The sequence below is a fragment of the Streptomyces sp. NPDC057010 genome, from assembly GCF_042673805.1.
In the GTDB taxonomy this organism is placed as follows: Bacteria; Actinomycetota; Actinomycetes; order Streptomycetales; family Streptomycetaceae; genus Streptomyces.
The window spans coordinates 18,578-36,107 of sequence record NZ_JBHUSC010000028.1; the positions used below are offsets into that span (position 1 = coordinate 18,578).

Sequence of the window (17,530 nt, forward strand, 5' to 3'; positions counted from 1 at the left end):
TGCATGGAGGACGTGACGTGGCGAACGACGCCAGCACCGTTTTCGACCTAGTGATCCTCGGCGGTGGCAGTGGCGGTTACGCCGCGGCTCTCCGCGCATCCCAGCTGGGTCTCGACGTTGCGCTGATCGAGAAGAACAAGCTCGGCGGCACCTGCCTGCACAACGGCTGCATCCCCACGAAGGCTCTGCTGCACGCCGGTGAGGTCGCGGACCAGGCGCGCGAAGCCGCCCAGTTCGGTGTCAAGGCCTCTTTCGAGGGCATCGACATCGCGGGTGTGCACAAGTACAAGGACGAGGTCATCTCGGGCCTGTACAAGGGTCTGCAGGGCCTGGTCGCCTCCCGCAAGGTGACCTACATCGAGGGTGAGGGCCGCCTCTCCTCCCCGACGTCCGTCGACGTGAACGGCCAGCGCATCCAGGGCCGCCACGTCCTGCTGGCGACCGGCTCCGTGCCGCGTTCGCTGCCGGGCCTGAACATCGACGGCAACCGCATCATCTCCTCGGACCACGCGCTGGTCCTGGACCGCGTGCCCGAGTCCGCCATCGTCCTGGGCGGCGGCGTCATCGGCGTCGAGTTCGCCTCGGCGTGGAAGTCCTTCGGCACCGACGTGACCGTCGTCGAGGGCCTCAAGCACCTCGTCCCGGTCGAGGACGAGAACAGCTCGAAGCTGCTGGAGCGCGCGTTCCGCAAGCGCGGCATCAAGTTCAACCTCGGCACCTTCTTCGACAAGGCCGAGTACACGGAGAACGGCGTGCGCGTCACGCTGGCCGACGGCAAGACCTTCGAGGCCGAGGTGCTGCTGGTCGCCATCGGCCGCGGCCCGGTCTCGCAGGGCCTGGGCTACGAGGAGCAGGGCGTCGCGATGGACCGCGGCTACGTCCTCGTCGACGAGTACATGCAGACCAACGTGCCGACGATCTCGGCGGTCGGTGACCTCGTCCCGACCCTCCAGCTCGCGCACGTCGGCTTCGCCGAGGGCATCCTGGTCGCGGAGCGTCTGGCCGGTCTCAAGACCGTCCCGATCGACTACGACGGTGTTCCGCGCGTCACGTACTGCCACCCCGAGGTCGCTTCCGTCGGCATCACCGAGGCCAAGGCCAAGGAGATCTACGGTGCGGACAAGGTCGTCGCCCTGAAGTACAACCTGGCGGGCAACGGCAAGAGCAAGATCCTGAAGACCGCGGGCGAGATCAAGCTCGTCCAGGTCAAGGACGGTGCCGTGGTCGGCGTCCACATGGTCGGTGACCGGATGGGCGAGCAGGTCGGCGAGGCCCAGCTGATCTACAACTGGGAGGCCCTGCCGGCCGAGGTCGCGCAGCTCATCCACGCGCACCCGACCCAGAACGAGGCGCTCGGCGAGGCCCACCTGGCCCTGGCCGGCAAGCCGCTGCACTCCCACGACTAATCGTCACCGGGCGCGACGACCACTTCCGCACTTTCGTAAGGAGCAACAGAAACCATGTCGGTTTCCGTAACCCTTCCGGCGCTCGGCGAGAGCGTCACTGAGGGCACTGTCACCCGCTGGCTGAAGGCCGAGGGCGAGCGCGTCGAGGCCGACGAGCCGCTGCTCGAGGTTTCGACCGACAAGGTCGACACCGAGATCCCGTCGCCCGTCGCCGGCATCCTGGCCTCCATCAAGGTCGCCGAGGACGAGACCGTCGAGGTCGGCGCCGAGCTGGCCGTCATCGACGACGGTTCGGGCGCCCCGGCCGCCGCCGCGGCTCCGGCTGCCGAGCCGGCCGCCGCCGAGGCCCCGGCCGCTGCGGCGCCGGTCGCCGAGGCCCCGGCCGCCCCCGCACCGGCCGAGACCCCGGCCGCCGCCCCGGCTGGTGCCGCCTCCGGCACCGACGTCGTGCTGCCCGCCCTGGGCGAGTCCGTCACCGAGGGCACCGTCACCCGCTGGCTGAAGTCGGTCGGCGAGACGGTCGAGGCCGACGAGCCGCTGCTCGAGGTCTCCACCGACAAGGTCGACACCGAGATCCCCGCGCCGGTCGCCGGCACGCTGCTGGAGATCCTGGTCGGCGAGGACGAGACCGCCGAGGTCGGCGCTCGTCTGGCCGTCATCGGCGTCGCCGGTGCCGCCCCCGCCGCGGCTCCGGCCGCTGCCGCCCCGGCTCCGGCCGCCGCGCCGGCCCCCGTGGCCGCGCCGGCCCCGGTCGCCGCTCCGGCTCCGGTTGCCGCTCCGGCTCCGGTTGCCGCCCCGGTCGCCGCTCCGGCCCCCGTGGCCGCTCCGGCTCCGGTCGCCCCGGCCGCCCCCGCCGCTCCGGTCTCCGCCGGTGACGAGGGCGCGTACGTGACCCCGCTGGTGCGCAAGCTCGCCACGGAGTCCGGCGTCAACCTGGCCACGGTCTCGGGCACCGGTGTCGGTGGCCGTATCCGCAAGCAGGACGTCCTGGCCGCCGCCGAGGCCGCCAAGGCCGCTGCCGCCGCCCCGGCTCCCGCCGCCGCCCCGGCCGCCAAGGCTCCGGCCGCCGCGGTCTCCGAGCTGCGCGGTCAGACGGTCAAGATGACCCGCATGCGCAAGGTCATCGGCGACAACATGATGAAGGCCCTGCACTCGCAGGCGCAGCTCAGCTCCGTGGTCGAGGTGGACATCACCAAGATCATGAAGCTGCGCGAGAAGGCCAAGGCCGGCTTCCTCGCCCGCGAGGGCGTCAAGCTGTCCCCGATGCCGTTCTTCGTCAAGGCCGCGGCCCAGGCGCTGAAGGCCCACGCGGTCGTCAACGCCCGGATCAACGACGACGAGGGCACCATCACCTACTTCGACTCGGAGAACATCGGCATCGCCGTGGACTCCGAGAAGGGCCTGATGACCCCGGTCATCAAGGGTGCCGGTGACCTCAACCTGGCGGGCATCTCCAAGGCGACCGCCGACCTGGCCGCCAAGGTCCGCGGCAACAAGATCACGCCGGACGAGCTGTCGGGCGCGACCTTCACCATCAGCAACACCGGCTCGCGCGGTGCCCTGTTCGACACGGTCATCGTGCCGCCGAACCAGGTCGCCATCCTGGGCATCGGTGCCACGGTGAAGCGCCCGGTGGTCATCGAGACCGCCGAGGGCACCAACATCGGCATCCGCGACATGACGTACCTGACCCTGTCCTACGACCACCGCCTGGTGGACGGCGCGGACGCGGCCCGGTACCTCTCGGCCGTCAAGGCGATCCTCGAGGCCGGCGAGTTCGAGGTCGAGCTCGGTCTGTAAGGGCTCTCCGCCCCGCAGTTCCTCATACGGCGCCCCCGCCCGGAATCCTCTCCGGGCGGGGGCGCCGTCCTGCTACTCCGGCGCATCCGGCCGGGCGGACCTCACGGCGCGCCGTCGACACAGCGGGCGATCGCCGTGATCGTGCCTTCCTGTCCCTGCCCGGCGGCCGTGACGCCCCAGCCCGTGCCGTCAACGGTCGGGAATTGGTTGGTGATGAAGAAGTTCGCGGTGGCGAGATAGCCACCGCCGGTGACGGTCTTGCCCGCAGGGCACGTGGCGACGGCCTGGTTGACGCCATTGGCCGGAACGAGAGCCGGCTCCGAGGAGTAAGCCGTGTACGCCCCCGTCACGCCGCCGGACGGCGGGGTCGGCGGGGTCGGCGCGGGGTTCGTCTGGGACGCGCTCTGGCTGCAGCTGATGTTCTGCGTGCCCGTGAACTGGTTGTTCGTTCCGGCCTGTCCGACGGGGAAGCAAGCGAGTGTGACCGACGGGAGTCCGAGAATCGAGAGCAGTGAACCGTCGTCCGCCGCCTGGGCGCCACCCGTGCCGATCAGCAGGGCCGCCAGGGCGGTGCCAAGGGTGGCCGCGCACCTCTTCGTCAGCTTCACCATTGCGCCTTTCATTCGTACTGCGGGGGGATCCGCAAGGGACAACGTGCCGTGAGGGCACGGGGCCCGAGCCGTGGCGCGCCGCAGCACGACGAGCTTCGCCCGACTGGCCGTCCCGGGCGGGCGGGAATCCGTCGCAGGCTCGGGTCGGAAGCGGGAACCGCCGTACCGGTGCTGTAACCAGCCTCACTGTCGGCGCCCCCGTCCGGGATACTCCCGGGCGGGGGCGCCGCCGTATTGTCTACGCATCAGGCCCGCACACCACCTCCACACCCATCAGGAGATGAACCGCCGATGATCACCCCACCCGTCGTGCACTCGCTGCGCGAGCAGATCCGCGAGCACATCGTGGAGGGGATCGTCAGCGGGCGCTGGAAGCCCGGTGAGCGGATCGTGGAGCGCCGGATCGCCGTGGAGCTCGAGGTCAGCCAGACGCCCGTGCGCGAGGCCCTGCGCGAGCTGGAGACCCTGCGGCTGATCGAGTCGGCGCCCAACAAGGGCGTGCGCGTACGGAACCTGTCGGCGGCGGACCTGGAGGAGATCTACCCCGTCCGGGCCGGTCTGGAGCAGATCGCCGCCGAGCTGGCCGCGCCCCGGCTGGCGGCCGACACCTCGGCCCTGGAGCCGCACGTCGCGGCCCTGTGGGAGGCCGACCGCAGCGAGGACGGCACGGCGCAGGTGCGGCACACGGTGGGCTTCCACCGGGAGCTGGTGCGGGCGGCGGGGAACAGCGTGCTGCTGCACACCTGGGAGAGCCTGGGCATCGAGGTGTTCACGGCCCTGTCCATCCGCTGGCTGGGAACGGTCCAGAAGTCCTACGCCGAGGAGCACGAGGCCCTCGTCAAGGCGTTCCGCACTCAGGATCCGGACATCGGCCTGCTCGTGAAGCGGCACGTTCTGGGCTGCGCACCGCGCGCCTGACGGCCTCCGAGCGCGCCCGCCTCGCCCTGATTTGCCCGGCACCGGGTGCCCGATTTCGTGGCACCGGGTGCCGACTTTTGTCGGATGGACGGTTCTTCGTCACTTTTATTTGATCGATCATCGATCAGGGATTTACAGTCAGGCCGGACCTCAACCAGGTCCAACGACCCTGTCCTGCCCGTCAGGGATTTTTTCACCACCTCTCCATTACCCGGAAGGCGGCGCACAGCGATGTCCGACCCCGTAGGAAAGCTTCCGAGCGAGCTCGACCAGCTCCCGGACCGCGACACCGAAGAGACCGCCGAATGGGCGGCCTCTCTCGACGCCGTCGCCAAGGCCGCCGGTACGCGCCGGGCCGAATACCTGCTGCGTCGCACCCTCCAGCACGCCGAGGCCGCCGGCCTCGCGCTCCCCAAGCTGCTGGAGACGGACTACGTCAACACCATCCCCACCGCCGCGGAGCCGCAGTTCCCCGGCGACGAGGCGATGGAAGCCAAGATCACCGCGTGGAACCGCTGGAACGCGGCGGCCATGGTGACCCGCGGCTCCAAGTACGGCGTCGGCGGCCACATCGCCACCTTCGCCTCCGCCGCCTGGCTCTACGAGACCGGCTTCCAGCACTTCTTCCGCGGGAAGGAGGCCGACGGATCGGGCGACCAGCTCTACATCCAGGGCCACGCCTCCCCCGGCATCTACGCCCGCGCCTTCCTCGACGGACGCGTCTCCGAGCAGCAGCTCGACAACTTCCGCCAGGAGTCCGGCGGCAACGGCCTGCCGTCCTACCCGCACCCGCGGCGCCTGCCGTGGCTGTGGGAGTTCCCCACGGTCTCCATGGGCCTCGGCCCCCTCTCCGCGATCTACCAGGCGCGCTTCAACCGCTACCTGCAGAACCGGAACATCAAGGACACCGCCAACTCGCACGTCTGGGCCTTCCTGGGCGACGGCGAGATGGACGAGCCCGAGTCGACCGCCGCCCTGGCCCTGGCCTCCCGCGAGCAGCTCGACAACCTGACCTTCGTCATCAACTGCAACCTGCAGCGCCTCGACGGTCCGGTCCGCGCCAACTTCCGCGTGGTCCAGGAGCTGGAGGCCCAGTTCCGCGGCGCCGGCTGGAACGTCATCAAGACCCTGTGGGGCTCCGCCTGGGACGAGCTGTTCCAGCTCGACACCACGGGCGCCCTGGTACGCCGCCTGCGCGAGGTACCGGACGCGCAGTTCCAGACGTACGCGACCCGCGACGTGGCCTACATCCGCCAGCACTTCTTCGGCGCCAACGCCGAGCTCACCGCCCTCGGCGGCCTGCTCTCCGACGCGAAGATCGCCGAGTGCTTCCACACCTCCCGCGGCGGCCACGAGCCCCGCAAGGTCTACGCCGCGTACAAGGCCGCCCTGGAGCACAAGGGCGCGCCGACGGTCATCCTCGCGCAGACCGTCAAGGGCTACACGCTGGGTGCCGGGTTCGAGTCGAAGAACGCGAACCACCAGATGAAGAAGCTGACGATCGACGAGTTCAAGGACATGCGTGACCTCCTTGGCCTCCCGATCCCGGACAGCGCTTTCGCCGACGGCCAGGTCCCGTACGGCCACCCGGGCGCCAACAGCCCCGAGGTGCAGTACCTCAACGAGCGTCGTGCGGCCCTCGGCGGCCCCGCCCCGGCCCGCAAGGTCCACCACGTGGCCCTGCCGGCCCCGGCCGACCGCTCCTTCGCCCCGCTGCTCAAGGGTTCCGGCAAGCAGGAGATGGCCACCACCATGGCCTTCGTCCGCCTCGTCAAGGACCTGATGCGCGACAAGGAGACCGGCAAGCGCTGGGTGCCGATCGTCCCCGACGAGGCCCGTACCTTCGGTATGGAGTCCCTCTTCCCGTCGGCCGGCATCTACTCGCCGCTGGGCCAGACCTACGAGCCGGTCGACCGCGACCAGCTCATGTACTACAAGGAAGCCAAGGACGGCCAGATCCTCAACGAGGGGATCACCGAGGCCGGCGCCATGGCCGACTTCATCGCCGCCTGCACGTCGTACGCGACGCACGGCGAGCCGATGATCCCGTTCTACATCTTCTACTCGATGTTCGGCTGGCAGCGCACCGCCGACCAGATGTGGCAGCTCGCCGACCAGCTCGGCAAGGGCTTCATCGTCGGCGCCACCGCCGGCCGCACCACGCTGACCGGTGAGGGCCTGCAGCACGCGGACGGCCACTCGCACCTGATCGCGTCCACGAACCCGGCGTCGCTCAACTACGACCCGGCCTTCGCGTACGAGATCGCGGTGATCGTCAAGGACGGTCTGCGCCGGATGTACGGCGAGAAGCCGGAAGACGTCTTCTACTACCTGACGGTCTACAACGAGCCGAAGGTGCAGCCCGCGATGCCCGAGGGCGTCGAGGAAGGCATCGTCAAGGGTCTGTACCGCTTCAACACGGCGGCCGACCTGGCGGAGGCGGCCCCGGCCGCCGACGCCCCGAAGATCCAGCTCATGGCCTCGGGTACGGCGATCCACTGGGTCCTGGAGGCGCAGCGCCTGCTCGCCGCCGACTGGAACGTGGCCGCCGACGTCTGGTCCGCCACCTCCTGGGGCGAGCTGCGCCGCGACGCGCTGGAGTGCGACGAGGCGCTGCTGCGCGGCGAGGTGCGCACCCCGTACGTCACCCGCGCGCTGGAGGGCGTCACCAGCCCGGTCCTGGCCGTCTCCGACTGGATGCGCCAGGTCCCGGACCAGATCAGCCAGTGGGTCGAGCAGGACTACACCTCGCTGGGCACGGACGGCTTCGGCCTCTCCGACACCCGTGAGGGCGCCCGCCGCCACTTCGGTGTCGACGCCCAGTCGATCGTGGTGGCCGCGCTGGCCCAGCTCGCCCGCCGCGGCGAGGTCCCGGCGTCCTCCATCAAGGAGGCCCGGGAGCGCTACGGGCTCTGACCCGTACGCGACTGACGCACCGAAGGCCGGTGTCCACCCCCGAGGGGGTCGGACACCGGCCTTTGGCCGTATGAGCGGTGGCGGCGGAGGGGTCGACCCGTGATGCTGGAGCGGTGATGGACGAGACGGAGTTCTGGGAGATCGTCGACCGTACCCGCGAGGCCGCCGAGGGCGACCCCGAGGAACACGCCGAGCTGCTCGTGGAGCGGCTGGCGCAGCTCGACCCGGACTCCGTCCTGGACTTCGCGCGGCACTTCGAGTCGCGGTACAACCGGGCGTACACCTGGGACCTGTGGGGGGCCGCCTGGGTGTTGCTCGACGGGGCCAGCGACGACGCCTTCGACTACTTCCGCTGCTGGCTGATCGGGCAGGGCCGGGAGGTCTTCGAGGGCGGGGTGCACGATCCGGACCACCTCGCGGAGCTGCTGGGCGACTTCGACGAGGAGATCGACGGGGACGGCGAGGAGCTGGGGTACGCGGCCGACGAGGCGTACGAGCAGCTGACGGGGGCGGTGGCGCCGGATCTGGGCGTGCCCCTGCAACCGGCGGAGCCGGAGGGCGCCCCGCTGGACTTCGAGAACGAAGCCGTGCTGGCGGAGCGCTTCCCCCGGCTCTGGGACCGTTTCCGGTCGTAGCCCTGCCGACGGCGGGCCTAGTAGTGCGTGCCGCCGTCGATGCGGATCTCCGTACCGGTGATGAAGGCGCCGTCCTCGGAGCCGAGCATCGCGACGACGCCGGCCACGGTCTGCGGGCCGGCGAAGCCCTGGCCGAGGGCCGGGGCGAGCTTGGCGAACAACGACCAGTCGGTGTCCTCGGGCAGGCCCGGGCCGTTGCCGGTGGTCATGCCGCTCTCGATGGAGCCGGGGGCGACGGAGACGAAGCGCAGCCCCTGCTTGCTGTACTCGGCGGCCAGCGCGTGGGTCATGGACTGGATGCCGCCCTTGCTGGCCGCGTACGCGGACATGTAGGGGTGCGCGAAGGTGGCCGAGGTGGAGCTGAAGTTCACGACGACCGGCTGCTCGCCCGCCAGCAGGGCCGGCAGCGACTCGCGGATCATCAGGAAGGTGCCGGTCAGGTTGACCGAGATGACCTTGTTCCAGAAGTCCAGGGTGGTCTTGTGGGTGTGCTCGGACCGCAGGATGCCCGCGGCGTTGACGAGGACGTCGATCCCGCCGAGGGCGTCGACGGCGGCGGCCACGCCCTCCTTGACGGCGTTCTCGTCGGATATGTCCAGGACGGCGGTGGTCAGGCGGTCCTGGTGGCCGTCGGCGGCGGCCTTGTCGGCGGTGGCCTTGAGGCCGGCCTCGTTGACGTCCACCGTGTGGACCCGGCCGCCTTCGGCGAGGATGCGGTGGACGGTGGCCTGGCCGATGCCGGATCCGCCGCCGGTGATGAGGACGCGACGTCCTTCGTAACGGTTCATGGGTACGAGCGTACCGAAGCAGTGGCACGTTTTGCCAGAGTGGCAGGGAATGCACTCCCTCTTGATCCCGGGAGGTACGCTTCACCCCGTGAGATCCCCTCGTCCGTACTCCCCCCAGGCCGGCGCCGGAGCCCAGTCCCTGACCGAACGCCGCAAGGCCGCCACCCAGCTCGACATCGCCCGCGCGGCCTGCGAGCTGTTCGCCGAGCACGGCCCCGACGGCACGACCGCCGAGGACATCGCCCACCGCGCGGGCGTGGCCCTGCGCACGTTCTACCGCTACTTCCGCAACAAGCAGGACGCGGTGGCCCCGCTGCTCGCGGGCGGCGGGGACGCCTGGCGGGCGCTGCTCTCCGAGGAAACCCCCGGCACCCCCCTCGCCGAGGCCCTGGAGCGGGCCGTGACCCGCTCGCTGACCGGGCCGCAGGCGGTCGAGGAGGGCCTGGAGGTGACCCGCGGGCTGCTGCGCGCGGCGGCGACCGACCAGGCCCTGCGCGCGGTCTGGTACCGCGTGAACCAGGACTCCGAGGAGCACCTGGTCCCGGTGGTGGCCCGGCTGGCCGGCCCGGAGGCGGACCCCCTGGGCGTGCGCCTGATCGCCGCGGCGGCCACGGACGCGATCCGCATCTCCCTGGAGCTGTGGTCGGCGACGGACGCCCCGGTCACCGGCCCCGGCTCGCCCGCGGAGCTCGCGGTCCGCTGCCTGCGCGACCTCACCAGCGCGATGCCCCTGCTCCGCTGAGGTCAGCGGAGCAGGGGCATCGGCCCGTGCGCGGGGTGTTCAGCGGCCGCGGTCCCAGCCGCCCGAGTTGTTCCAGTTCCCGGAGTCGTTCCAGTTCCCGTTGTTCCAGTTGCCGGAATCGTTCCAGTTGCCGTTGTTCCAGTTGCCGTCGTTCCAGCTGTCGTTCCAGTTGGAGTTGCGCCAACCGGTGTCGTCCCGCCAGTACCCGTCGTTCCAGTTGCCCCAGTCGTCCCGGTAGCCGCCGACGCCGCCGACGCGGCCGTCGTTCCAGCACCAGTCGGGCACGTAGCGCCAGTCGCGGTTGCAGCATTCGTCCCAGCGACGCCCGTCGTTCCAGTTGTCGCACCTCCAGGTGCCGCCATTGGCCGAGGCGCTTCCGGCCGGCATCAGTCCGAGGGTGACTCCAGCGGCGCCTGCCAGGACTGCCGCAACGATCCTACGGCGCATCTTCATGCACCTCCGAACGTGTTTCTCTTATCCGGCCTTTAGGACATTTCCACCCTGGCTCGGCCGCCGAGCCCTGTCAAAGCGGAAAGGCCCCCCACCGCTCTCCGAAGAGAGCGGCGGGGGGCCTTCCACCAGGCACTTTAGAGGTCGAAGATTTACAGCACCAGTTCTCCGACCTGCAACGATCACCGATCTCAAGATCACCTTGCACGGATCCTGCACAGGCCCCCGGCTTCGCGCCTTCCCGGCGCCGCCACCTCGCACTCGGGATGGGGTGCACACGGCCACTGGACCGGCTTCGGCGGTGATCACTATGTGTGACGGCGAAATTGGTTCCAGATTCGTCCCGATGAACCCCCGTCGGCAGCACATCAGGCCGCCGTCGCGTACATGCTGCGGACCGCTGCCCGGACCTTGTCGCCAGCCGTCGCGACGGGCTTCACGTACTTCCTCAACGTGAACGCGGGGTCGGTGTGCCCGAGCCGGTCCGCGAGGGTGCAGACGTCCACGCCGGCGTCGACCATCATCGACGCGAAGAGGTGGCGGAGGGCGTGCATCATCTTGTCGCGGCACTTCTCCCACTTCCGGCCCTTGCCCACCGGCTTGTCGTTCAGCGCGCGGATCACGCCGATCGCCTCCAGCGCCGCCTTCCAGAGGTAGCCAAAGTAGTTCTTGTTGATCGGCTTCTTCTCGCGCGAGTAGAAGATGATGGAGACCGTCACCGGCTCGCCGTCCCGCGTGGCGTGCGGCAGGGTCACCGTCACCGGCGGGTACGTGGCCATGTGCTCCAGCAGCGCGTTCGCGACGTCCTCGCCCAGCTCGATCCACCGGTCTTTGGGGTTGCGGTCGTCCTCGCCCTTGGCGCCGTCGAAGACCATCACGGACCCGTCCCAGGCGATCTGGCGCTGGACGTGCAGCATCGGGCCGTCGGGGTGGTCCCAGAGGATGTCGTCCGGGGACAGGCCGAAGATCTCCCCCTGGCGCAGACCGAGCCCGCGGCCGACGTCCACGATCGCCTTGTAGGGGTCCGGCAGCTCGATCCGGATCTTCTCCGTCTGCTCCCAAGTCAGCGGCAGGCCCTTCGCCGCGGTCTTGGACCGGTGCGGCTTCGCCTGCTTCACGCTGAACGTGCGGACCGGGTTGCTCGGGATCAGCTTCGCGTCCACCGCGAGGTCGAACATCGACTGCATCTCGGAGAGGATGAGCCCCACGTAGGTCTCGTCGATGACCCCGCTCCGGTCCTTGATCCACCACAGGATGGTGAAGTTGGAGATGTCGGCGATCTCCATGCTTCCGATCTTGTGATCCTTGATGTGCACGCGGGTGCGCGACTCGATCTGATACTTCGACCTGGGGTTCTTGAACCTCTTGACCTCCAGCCACGTGTCGACGAGGGCGCCCATGAGCACCTTCCCGGCCTTCGGGCTGACGTGGGTACCGGCGGTCACGCCGGCCCGCATCTTGTCCTCGTAGTTCTTCGCGTCGACCTCGGTGGTGAACAGCTCCGACTCCTGGACTCCGGCGGGGTCTCGCCAGCGGGCCTGCCACCGCTTGCCCTTCCCGTGCACCTTCGACACGAACTTGTTGTGCCCGTGCTTCTTCACGGTGCAGCGCACGACGCCGGGGTGCCGCTCCTCGCACTCGGCCGGAGAGCTGTGGGGGCACTCGATCGCAGCTCTCGGGGGGCGGGCCAGATGCCAATTGTCGTAGGGCACGCAGGATCTCCTAGTGGTGGTGAAGGAAGGGAAGGGACCGACTACGCGCTCTGCTGGGCGACCTGGGCGGCCCACCACGCGTCAACGTCGGACCACGTGTAGCGGAGGTGCTTGCCGATCCGTACGGCCGGCGGCCCGTAGCCCTTGTGACGCCACTGGTAGAGCGTCCCGACCGGGACTTGCAGGTAGGCCGCTACCTCTTCGGGGGTGGCCTTGGGGTGCCGGTCCAGTTCCGGCTTCCGCGCGGTCATGACCGACCGCCGGGGATCAGAAGCGTACATGCCGCGACGGTGCTCAACAGGTGTTCTGTGCAGGGGAATTGCAAGGAGAGATCCTTACCGCTCCGGGCCCCAGGGCGCCGCACCACACAGCGCCTCGGCGACGTTCACGGCAGGTACCGGGCGATTCGCCTCACAGGGCCCTCGCCGACGATCACATCATTTGACCGGCGCCGAATCACGGACCCGGATGCAGGTTCACCTGCTCAGCCGATGAACATCCCGCGATTGCCCGGCAATCTGATCACATGACGATTGAACTCCCCGCAGGAGTCTCCATGGTGGACGCCTTCGAAATGTCCTTTCGCGCGATGGGAAAGCGCCCGCGCGAAGCCCGAGTGATGGCGATCGGGTGCTTCGACCCGACACAGGTGACGGTCGAGGACCTCTATGCCGCGATCGAGGCCGACGAAGCGGAGGTGCGCGATCGTGAGCACGCCAGGCAACTTGAGCACGCTCGGGCACAACGTACCCGGCTTGTGGAACGGGAGGCCCGCTACGAGGACCCCGAGAGGCAGGAAGCATGGCGGGAAGTGCGGGAAGATCTGCTAGCCGACTGCGACCAGCGGATCCGCGACCTGGAGCAGCACTGCTGAACCACATGAACGGCCGGAGCCGTCCCTGATGGCCGTCTCCGCTGGCGCCAACCTGCACCGACACGCCGAGTTGTTAATCCCGCGCGCGTGGAATTCCGCCTGCTGGGTTGATTCTCATTCTTCAACAGGGCTGCAACCGCTAGATGTTGTGGTTCCCCCAACTTTCTTGCTGCGCAGCGATGCGCTGATCCGCTACGGACCAATTCGACGATGGTCGGCCCGGTTTAAGCTGCCCGGGTGATCTCTGGGAGGAAACCTTTCCCCCCGCTTGTCGCGGCGCCAGGCTGGAGGGCGTGACCTTTCCTCGTAACCCTCTCCCGTCCGGCGGCTACCTCGTACCCGATCTGTTGGAAGGCGAGCTGCTGGTCTTCCGCCCGATGGGGCTGAAGCTCAACGAGTACGGCCACGAGGAGATCCTGACCGATGTTCTGGCGGTGCGGGACCGGACGGTGGGCATCGCGCCCAACGTGAAGGTGAAGCAGAAGTTCCTCGTGCCGACTCTGAAGGAGTTCCTGCCTCAGCCGGGCCGCGATCTTGAGAACCCGGAGGAGCGGATTACTGCCGGCTACATCATGAAGATTCAGTCACCCTGGGTTCTGGCGCCGCACTCTTTGAGGGATGCCGCTGTGGTGCGGAAGATGTGCCGGATCGCTGAGTGGATTCCCGCGGAGGATTCCGACTAGGCCGCGCTCTTGGTGCGTATCGCTTGTTCCGTACCGAAGACAACCCGGTACCCGATGGACAAGCGCGCGTGACGAAGCGACCGGAGGGAGCGGCGTCACACGTGGAAGCGAAGGCGACCGTAGGGAGCCAAGCGCCACCAGCTGTGAAGCAAAAGCAACATAGCTTGAGTCGCTTGGCTCCCTACGGTCGCCTTCGCTCACTCGCCATCGCTCAGCTCCCTTCGGTCGCCGAGCATGTCGTGAGGGGACGGACGGAACAGCTGGAACGGGACAGCAGGCGAGACGAAGTGCTGAAGCCTCAGCAGACACGGCGCTTTTGCTGACGGTAAGAGCCCACGATAGAGAGCCCTTGCGGCGCATGGCCAAGGTGCCTCTGCTTGATAGCCCGCCGACTGTCGTTTGATAGTCCATGGGCTATCAAACCGGGGCGCGGTCCACCGCCCGAACAGCGCTATCAGCGGTGAAAGTTTTCGCATAGGCTGAGTCTGGCAAGGCCGCACAGCGGGGCGGATGGGCCGCAGCGACAGGACATCCCCTCGGTGCAGGAGCACTGAATGCCCCGCAATGCCCCCCGGGTTCGGCGGCTGAACGCCGTCAACGAGACCACCGGCGAGATCACCAATTTCAACGTCGTCGCGGACGGCGAGCCGTTCTACTCCTACGGCTTCGTCAGCAAGCAGTACGCGATGCTCGACTTCTCCTTCTGGCGTATCGCCGAGGAACACAACTTCACAGGGTTCGATTACCGCCTCTACGGGTTCTTCTACGAACGGCAGTCCCGGAAGGATCCCGGGCGCGTCATTATCAAGAGCCAGCGGTGGATCGCCGAGCAGATGGGGACCAAGCAGGCCAACGTCTCGGCCTCGCTCAAGAAGCTCCGCACCTCGCGGCTGCTGTATTCCGAGTCCCGGACCGTCTGGTACCTCAACCCGCAGATCGCGTACTGCGGGAACGGGAAGACCCACGGCGACGCCATCCAGGCCATGCCGGACGGTTCGTTCATCTACGTCACCCCCGACAAGAGCGCCGCGTAAGACGGAAGGGAAACGGATCATGACGAGCTCCGCGGACAACCTCGTGCGGTTCCGGCGGCGACGCCGGCCGACCGTACGCTTCGACCTGTCCCCGGCGGCCTACCGCGTGCTGTTCTTCATGACGAGCCGACAGAAGTCCGGGGAGCCCGGGGTCGCCATCACGGGCACGCAGACCGAGATGGCCCGCGTTCTGGGGAACTCCCAGCCGACCATTTCCAAGGCGCTCCGCGAGCTGCGGGAGGCCGGAGTCATCCGCCCCATCGTCTCGGGCGTCTGGAACATCCACGCCGACTACATGTTCGGCGGGTTCAAGCCGGTGGACAACGTCGTCTCGTTGCCCTTCGTGGCCTGAACATGCAGCGGCCCCCGCTGCCTCGGAGGGGGTTCAGCGGGGGCCAGGACCCTTCCAGGGTATCCACCTGGGCGATTGCCGCAATAGTCGATAAACGGGTGAAACGGATCAGTTCATGGAGCAGCACCCCGAGCGCATGCCCTGGGAAGAGGACCCGGACGTCATCGTGGCCCTGAACAAGATCATGCTCCTCGGAATCGGACCGAGCGGGGAGAACCTTGCGCCCCGCGGCTTCGAGGTGCCGGACCCCTCCAGCAAGTTGTGCGTGCGGAGCGACGTCTGAGGGGTACGAGGGTTCACCCGGCCGGAGTCGTTAGCGCCGTAACTCACGCCGGGCAGGCTGCTCGTATGACGAACTTCCCCCAGGTGGAGGCCGGCGAATGAGCAAGACCGAACCCCGCATCGTGGCCGCCATCCCCGGCGGCGGCTACGTCTTCAACGAGCAGGTGGGCGACCGGACCGCTTCCATCCCGGTCCTGGCGTGGCTGATCTACGACGACGGCGACGTGCAGGCCGTCGACTGCCTCGGTGACCACCTCAAGGGCACCGTCGCCGGACCGTTCAAGGACTGGCCCGCCTTCCAAACACCTCCGCGGGACGGCCTCGCCTCATGACCGACGACCTGCGCCTGATGGTCAGCCTGACCGACGACGAAGCCCGCGCGGCGGAGGAGATCGGCATCCAGGTGTACCACCGGGAGGACGGCACGCCGATGATGCTGCTGAACGACCACACGGCGCACTGCGTGGAGCTCTACGCCGCGGTCCGGCGCTACCGGCACGAGGACGCCGTGACGGCGCGGCAGCTGCTGGCCCAGCTGGACGATCCCAGGACGTAGGACAACACGAGACCCTCGTTGGCCCCCGGTTTCGGCCGGGGGCCTGCGCTAACAACCGCACGACCACCGAACCCACAATCGCGATATGGACCGTGACCTGACCGCGCACTTCGGCGCCGGCGCCCGCGAAGCACCGCAGCCGACTGCGCGCCGCGTCCAGCAGGCCGCCCCTGGGTCGCTGCCGCCCCGCCCCGTACGAACCGACGACCGCGCGGAGTTCGTGGCGTACGCGGGCACGTGGCGCGATCCGCAGTACCCCGTGGACGACCTCGAAGACGGCGAAGTCGTCGAGGAGTGGGACGAAGACGAGGACAACCAGGACCACGGCGAGGGATGGGACTTCATCCCGCTCGGCGGCCGTCGCTAAATCCGGTGCCACGCAGTCACGTAGCTGCGTGAACCGCTACTCGTCGGCTGTCCCCGTCGTCACGTGCAGCACCGCCGACTTGGGCCCGGATCCCGCCGACCCCACCGCTGCGATCTGGAGGGCGTACGCGGTCGACGGCCTGAGCTTGACCCAGGAAGTCACGGGCGGCTCGCCGGAGGTGGCGTTGAACCCGCCCACGATGACGTTGCGGAGCGGCCCAAGCGTCAGCGACGGCGTGTCCGGCGGGGTGTCGCCCTCGGCGATGTAGAGCAAGTGCCCGGTGACGCCGAGTCCGTCGAGCCCCGCCGAGCCGCTCGTGGCGCTGCTGGCGGGGATCTGCCCGACGTCGGAGCTCCAGTACAGCTGCATGCCCTTGTACGACACGTTCCCGCCGTCCTGCGGGGAAAGCCACAGCGGGGCCGCGGGGAGCGGTGCAGAGCCGTATGGGGGTGTCCACGTCGCGCGGTCGGCTTCGATCTCCTCCGGTGTCGCCGGGGGCCACTCCGTGCGCGTCGACTCCCCGTCCGCGTCGGTCAGCGGATACGGGTCCGATGTGTAGTCGCCGCCAGCGTGGAAGGGGGTCTTCTTGTCCTTGATGCTCACAGCCGACTCCAGGAGAAAAAGAGAATGTAATTCTCAATTCTCCCATCCAGCACAAAAAGAATGTGTGACGCGGACAGCGCGAAGGCCCCGAACTCCAGGAGGGAACGGGGCCTTCGTCGTCTACCTGCCGTGCCTGCGCAACCAGTTCCGGGCCCGAGAGCGGTCCTTCGCACTGACGCCCCACGCCGCGGCGTACTCGTACTCGCTGGCCTTCGCGTGCCACACCTCGCCCTGTTGCCAGGACCAGTGAGGCGGAAGGTGCCCGGTGGTGCGGATGTAGTGGTCGGTGCGCTCGCCGGGCAACATCGGCCGGCGCTCAGTGTGCGTTGTGGACATGGGTTTCCCTCTCGGGCAGGGCTCACCGGTCACCGGATGATGACCGGTCCCTGTCCACGTCAAGCCGCGCCGAGAATCAGCAGCGGTAGGCGCCTGAACCCGTAGCGGGCCGTACAGGGAGACGGGGCGCGTACTCGTGGCCACGCTACGGGGGCTACGAGCGCGAAGGGAAGTGAAGTCGCCCGGATGGAGTCAGGGCATGAAGAAGCCCCGCCGGCCTCTTGCGAGGTAGCACCCGACGGGGCTGTGAGATCCGGTGTGACGCGGAGTTCTCGTTGAAGAACTTAGCACATCTGATAGCCTCCTCGGAGGCCACTGCTTTCCCCGCCGGCCACTGCCTCCGCGAATATCTCAATTCGCGTTCGAGGAATCAGGTGGGATAATTCGGGCATTTATCACCTAATGGTGGGTACCCCCTCAACTGCCCACGGAATGCGCCTAGTTGGGCAACCAGGGCATCGCCTT

At 68.6% G+C, this 17,530-nt stretch carries 21 protein-coding genes; 14 read left to right on the plus strand and 7 right to left on the minus strand.

All coding sequences use genetic code 11. The annotated features are described in order from the left end of the window. Positions 1-17: 17 nt before the first annotated feature. Positions 18-1,406: a dihydrolipoyl dehydrogenase gene (lpdA, locus tag ACFTXQ_RS22575; protein WP_382643443.1), complete on the plus strand. Its 1,389-nt coding sequence runs from the start codon at positions 18-20 to the stop codon at positions 1,404-1,406. A 54-nt stretch (positions 1,407-1,460) separates the two neighbouring features. After that, entirely contained in the window at positions 1,461-3,206 is a 1,746-nt protein-coding gene (sucB, locus tag ACFTXQ_RS22580; protein WP_382643445.1) for a 2-oxoglutarate dehydrogenase, E2 component, dihydrolipoamide succinyltransferase, read from the plus strand. Positions 3,207-3,307: 101 nt separating this feature from the next. Here the strand turns inward: sucB and ACFTXQ_RS22585 are convergent, their stop codons facing one another. Further along, positions 3,308-3,817 carry a hypothetical protein gene (locus ACFTXQ_RS22585; protein ID WP_382643447.1) on the minus strand — a complete coding sequence of 170 codons (510 nt, stop codon included), beginning with the start codon at positions 3,815-3,817 and terminating at the stop codon, positions 3,308-3,310. Between the two features lie 294 nt (positions 3,818-4,111). On the opposite strand from ACFTXQ_RS22585, the gene ACFTXQ_RS22590 reads away from it, so the two are divergent. The 3 genes from ACFTXQ_RS22590 to ACFTXQ_RS22600 all read left to right on the plus strand — a co-directional run bounded on the left by ACFTXQ_RS22590 (position 4,112) and on the right by ACFTXQ_RS22600 (position 8,286). After that, a complete protein-coding gene (locus ACFTXQ_RS22590) occupies positions 4,112-4,735 on the plus strand; it encodes a GntR family transcriptional regulator (RefSeq protein ID WP_382643598.1) in 624 nt (207 codons plus the stop codon). Positions 4,736-4,966: 231 nt separating this feature from the next. Beyond that, a complete protein-coding gene (gene aceE / locus ACFTXQ_RS22595) occupies positions 4,967-7,651 on the plus strand; it encodes a pyruvate dehydrogenase (acetyl-transferring), homodimeric type (protein WP_382643449.1) in 2,685 nt (894 codons plus the stop codon). Between the two features lie 116 nt (positions 7,652-7,767). Beyond that, a complete protein-coding gene (locus ACFTXQ_RS22600) occupies positions 7,768-8,286 on the plus strand; it encodes a DUF4240 domain-containing protein (RefSeq protein WP_382643451.1) in 519 nt (172 codons plus the stop codon). 17 nt (positions 8,287-8,303) lie between these two features. Here ACFTXQ_RS22600 and ACFTXQ_RS22605 read toward each other — a convergent pair whose 3' ends face one another. Continuing rightward, positions 8,304-9,074 (minus strand): SDR family NAD(P)-dependent oxidoreductase, encoded by a 771-nt coding sequence (locus ACFTXQ_RS22605; RefSeq protein ID WP_382643453.1) that lies wholly within the window; start codon positions 9,072-9,074, stop codon positions 8,304-8,306. 88 nt (positions 9,075-9,162) lie between these two features. On the opposite strand from ACFTXQ_RS22605, the gene ACFTXQ_RS22610 reads away from it, so the two are divergent. Further along, positions 9,163-9,816, plus strand: a complete 654-nt coding sequence (locus tag ACFTXQ_RS22610; protein ID WP_382643455.1) for a TetR family transcriptional regulator — start codon at positions 9,163-9,165, stop codon at positions 9,814-9,816. Between the two features lie 39 nt (positions 9,817-9,855). Here the strand turns inward: ACFTXQ_RS22610 and ACFTXQ_RS22615 are convergent, their stop codons facing one another. The 3 genes from ACFTXQ_RS22615 to ACFTXQ_RS22625 all read right to left on the minus strand — a co-directional run bounded on the left by ACFTXQ_RS22615 (position 9,856) and on the right by ACFTXQ_RS22625 (position 12,259). Next, positions 9,856-10,203: a hypothetical protein gene (locus ACFTXQ_RS22615; RefSeq protein ID WP_382643457.1), complete on the minus strand. Its 348-nt coding sequence runs from the start codon at positions 10,201-10,203 to the stop codon at positions 9,856-9,858. 431 nt (positions 10,204-10,634) lie between these two features. After that, positions 10,635-11,978 (minus strand): tyrosine-type recombinase/integrase, encoded by a 1,344-nt coding sequence (locus ACFTXQ_RS22620; RefSeq protein WP_382643459.1) that lies wholly within the window; start codon positions 11,976-11,978, stop codon positions 10,635-10,637. A gap of 41 nt (positions 11,979-12,019) precedes the next feature. Continuing rightward, the gene (locus tag ACFTXQ_RS22625) at positions 12,020-12,259 is read right to left on the minus strand and encodes a helix-turn-helix transcriptional regulator (protein ID WP_382643461.1); all 240 of its coding nucleotides are present in this window, start codon (positions 12,257-12,259) and stop codon (positions 12,020-12,022) included. Positions 12,260-12,504: 245 nt separating this feature from the next. Between ACFTXQ_RS22625 and ACFTXQ_RS22630 the strand changes: the two genes are divergently transcribed. The 8 genes from ACFTXQ_RS22630 (at position 12,505) to ACFTXQ_RS22665 (ending at position 16,126) form a co-directional block, all read left to right on the plus strand. Next, a complete protein-coding gene (locus ACFTXQ_RS22630; protein WP_382643463.1) occupies positions 12,505-12,852 on the plus strand; it encodes a hypothetical protein in 348 nt (115 codons plus the stop codon). 293 nt (positions 12,853-13,145) lie between these two features. After that, positions 13,146-13,535: a hypothetical protein gene (locus tag ACFTXQ_RS22635; protein ID WP_382643465.1), complete on the plus strand. Its 390-nt coding sequence runs from the start codon at positions 13,146-13,148 to the stop codon at positions 13,533-13,535. Between the two features lie 554 nt (positions 13,536-14,089). After that, positions 14,090-14,569 (plus strand): replication/maintenance protein RepL, encoded by a 480-nt coding sequence (locus ACFTXQ_RS22640; RefSeq protein WP_382643467.1) that lies wholly within the window; start codon positions 14,090-14,092, stop codon positions 14,567-14,569. 19 nt (positions 14,570-14,588) lie between these two features. Continuing rightward, entirely contained in the window at positions 14,589-14,921 is a 333-nt protein-coding gene (locus ACFTXQ_RS22645) for a helix-turn-helix domain-containing protein (protein ID WP_382643469.1), read from the plus strand. 115 nt (positions 14,922-15,036) lie between these two features. Then, positions 15,037-15,204: a hypothetical protein gene (locus ACFTXQ_RS22650; RefSeq protein WP_382643471.1), complete on the plus strand. Its 168-nt coding sequence runs from the start codon at positions 15,037-15,039 to the stop codon at positions 15,202-15,204. Positions 15,205-15,301: 97 nt separating this feature from the next. Then, complete coding sequence (locus ACFTXQ_RS22655) at positions 15,302-15,535, plus strand: hypothetical protein (protein ID WP_382643473.1); 234 nt, start codon at positions 15,302-15,304, stop codon at positions 15,533-15,535. Next, entirely contained in the window at positions 15,532-15,759 is a 228-nt protein-coding gene (locus ACFTXQ_RS22660) for a hypothetical protein (protein WP_382643475.1), read from the plus strand. The genes ACFTXQ_RS22655 and ACFTXQ_RS22660 overlap by 4 nt, the downstream gene beginning before the upstream one ends. 85 nt (positions 15,760-15,844) lie before the next feature. Next, positions 15,845-16,126: a hypothetical protein gene (locus tag ACFTXQ_RS22665; RefSeq protein ID WP_382643477.1), complete on the plus strand. Its 282-nt coding sequence runs from the start codon at positions 15,845-15,847 to the stop codon at positions 16,124-16,126. Between the two features lie 36 nt (positions 16,127-16,162). Here the strand turns inward: ACFTXQ_RS22665 and ACFTXQ_RS22670 are convergent, their stop codons facing one another. Together ACFTXQ_RS22670 and ACFTXQ_RS22675 are read right to left on the minus strand one after the other, a co-directional pair. Beyond that, entirely contained in the window at positions 16,163-16,729 is a 567-nt protein-coding gene (locus tag ACFTXQ_RS22670; protein ID WP_382643479.1) for a hypothetical protein, read from the minus strand. Positions 16,730-16,849: 120 nt separating this feature from the next. Next, positions 16,850-17,065, minus strand: coding sequence for a hypothetical protein (locus ACFTXQ_RS22675; RefSeq protein WP_382643481.1), 216 nt, complete (start codon positions 17,063-17,065; stop codon positions 16,850-16,852). Positions 17,066-17,530: the final 465 nt, after the last annotated feature.

Bases quoted from the DNA above. Each gene is read 5' to 3' on its own strand.
- sucB (WP_382643445.1), top strand. From the start codon at position 1,461: ATGTCGGTTTCCGTAACCCTTCCGGCGCTCGGCGAGAGCGTCACTGAG.
- ACFTXQ_RS22585 (WP_382643447.1), bottom strand. From the start codon at position 3,817: ATGGTGAAGCTGACGAAGAGGTGCGCGGCCACCCTTGGCACCGCCCTG.
- aceE (WP_382643449.1), top strand. From the start codon at position 4,967: ATGTCCGACCCCGTAGGAAAGCTTCCGAGCGAGCTCGACCAGCTCCCG.
- ACFTXQ_RS22600 (WP_382643451.1), top strand. From the start codon at position 7,768: ATGGACGAGACGGAGTTCTGGGAGATCGTCGACCGTACCCGCGAGGCC.
- ACFTXQ_RS22605 (WP_382643453.1), bottom strand. From the start codon at position 9,074: ATGAACCGTTACGAAGGACGTCGCGTCCTCATCACCGGCGGCGGATCC.
- ACFTXQ_RS22615 (WP_382643457.1), bottom strand. From the start codon at position 10,203: ATGCCGGCCGGAAGCGCCTCGGCCAATGGCGGCACCTGGAGGTGCGAC.
- ACFTXQ_RS22625 (WP_382643461.1), bottom strand. From the start codon at position 12,259: ATGTACGCTTCTGATCCCCGGCGGTCGGTCATGACCGCGCGGAAGCCG.
- ACFTXQ_RS22630 (WP_382643463.1), top strand. From the start codon at position 12,505: ATGACGATTGAACTCCCCGCAGGAGTCTCCATGGTGGACGCCTTCGAA.
- ACFTXQ_RS22640 (WP_382643467.1), top strand. From the start codon at position 14,090: ATGCCCCGCAATGCCCCCCGGGTTCGGCGGCTGAACGCCGTCAACGAG.
- ACFTXQ_RS22645 (WP_382643469.1), top strand. From the start codon at position 14,589: ATGACGAGCTCCGCGGACAACCTCGTGCGGTTCCGGCGGCGACGCCGG.
- ACFTXQ_RS22650 (WP_382643471.1), top strand. From the start codon at position 15,037: ATGGAGCAGCACCCCGAGCGCATGCCCTGGGAAGAGGACCCGGACGTC.
- ACFTXQ_RS22655 (WP_382643473.1), top strand. From the start codon at position 15,302: ATGAGCAAGACCGAACCCCGCATCGTGGCCGCCATCCCCGGCGGCGGC.
- ACFTXQ_RS22660 (WP_382643475.1), top strand. From the start codon at position 15,532: ATGACCGACGACCTGCGCCTGATGGTCAGCCTGACCGACGACGAAGCC.
- ACFTXQ_RS22665 (WP_382643477.1), top strand. From the start codon at position 15,845: ATGGACCGTGACCTGACCGCGCACTTCGGCGCCGGCGCCCGCGAAGCA.
- ACFTXQ_RS22675 (WP_382643481.1), bottom strand. From the start codon at position 17,065: ATGTCCACAACGCACACTGAGCGCCGGCCGATGTTGCCCGGCGAGCGC.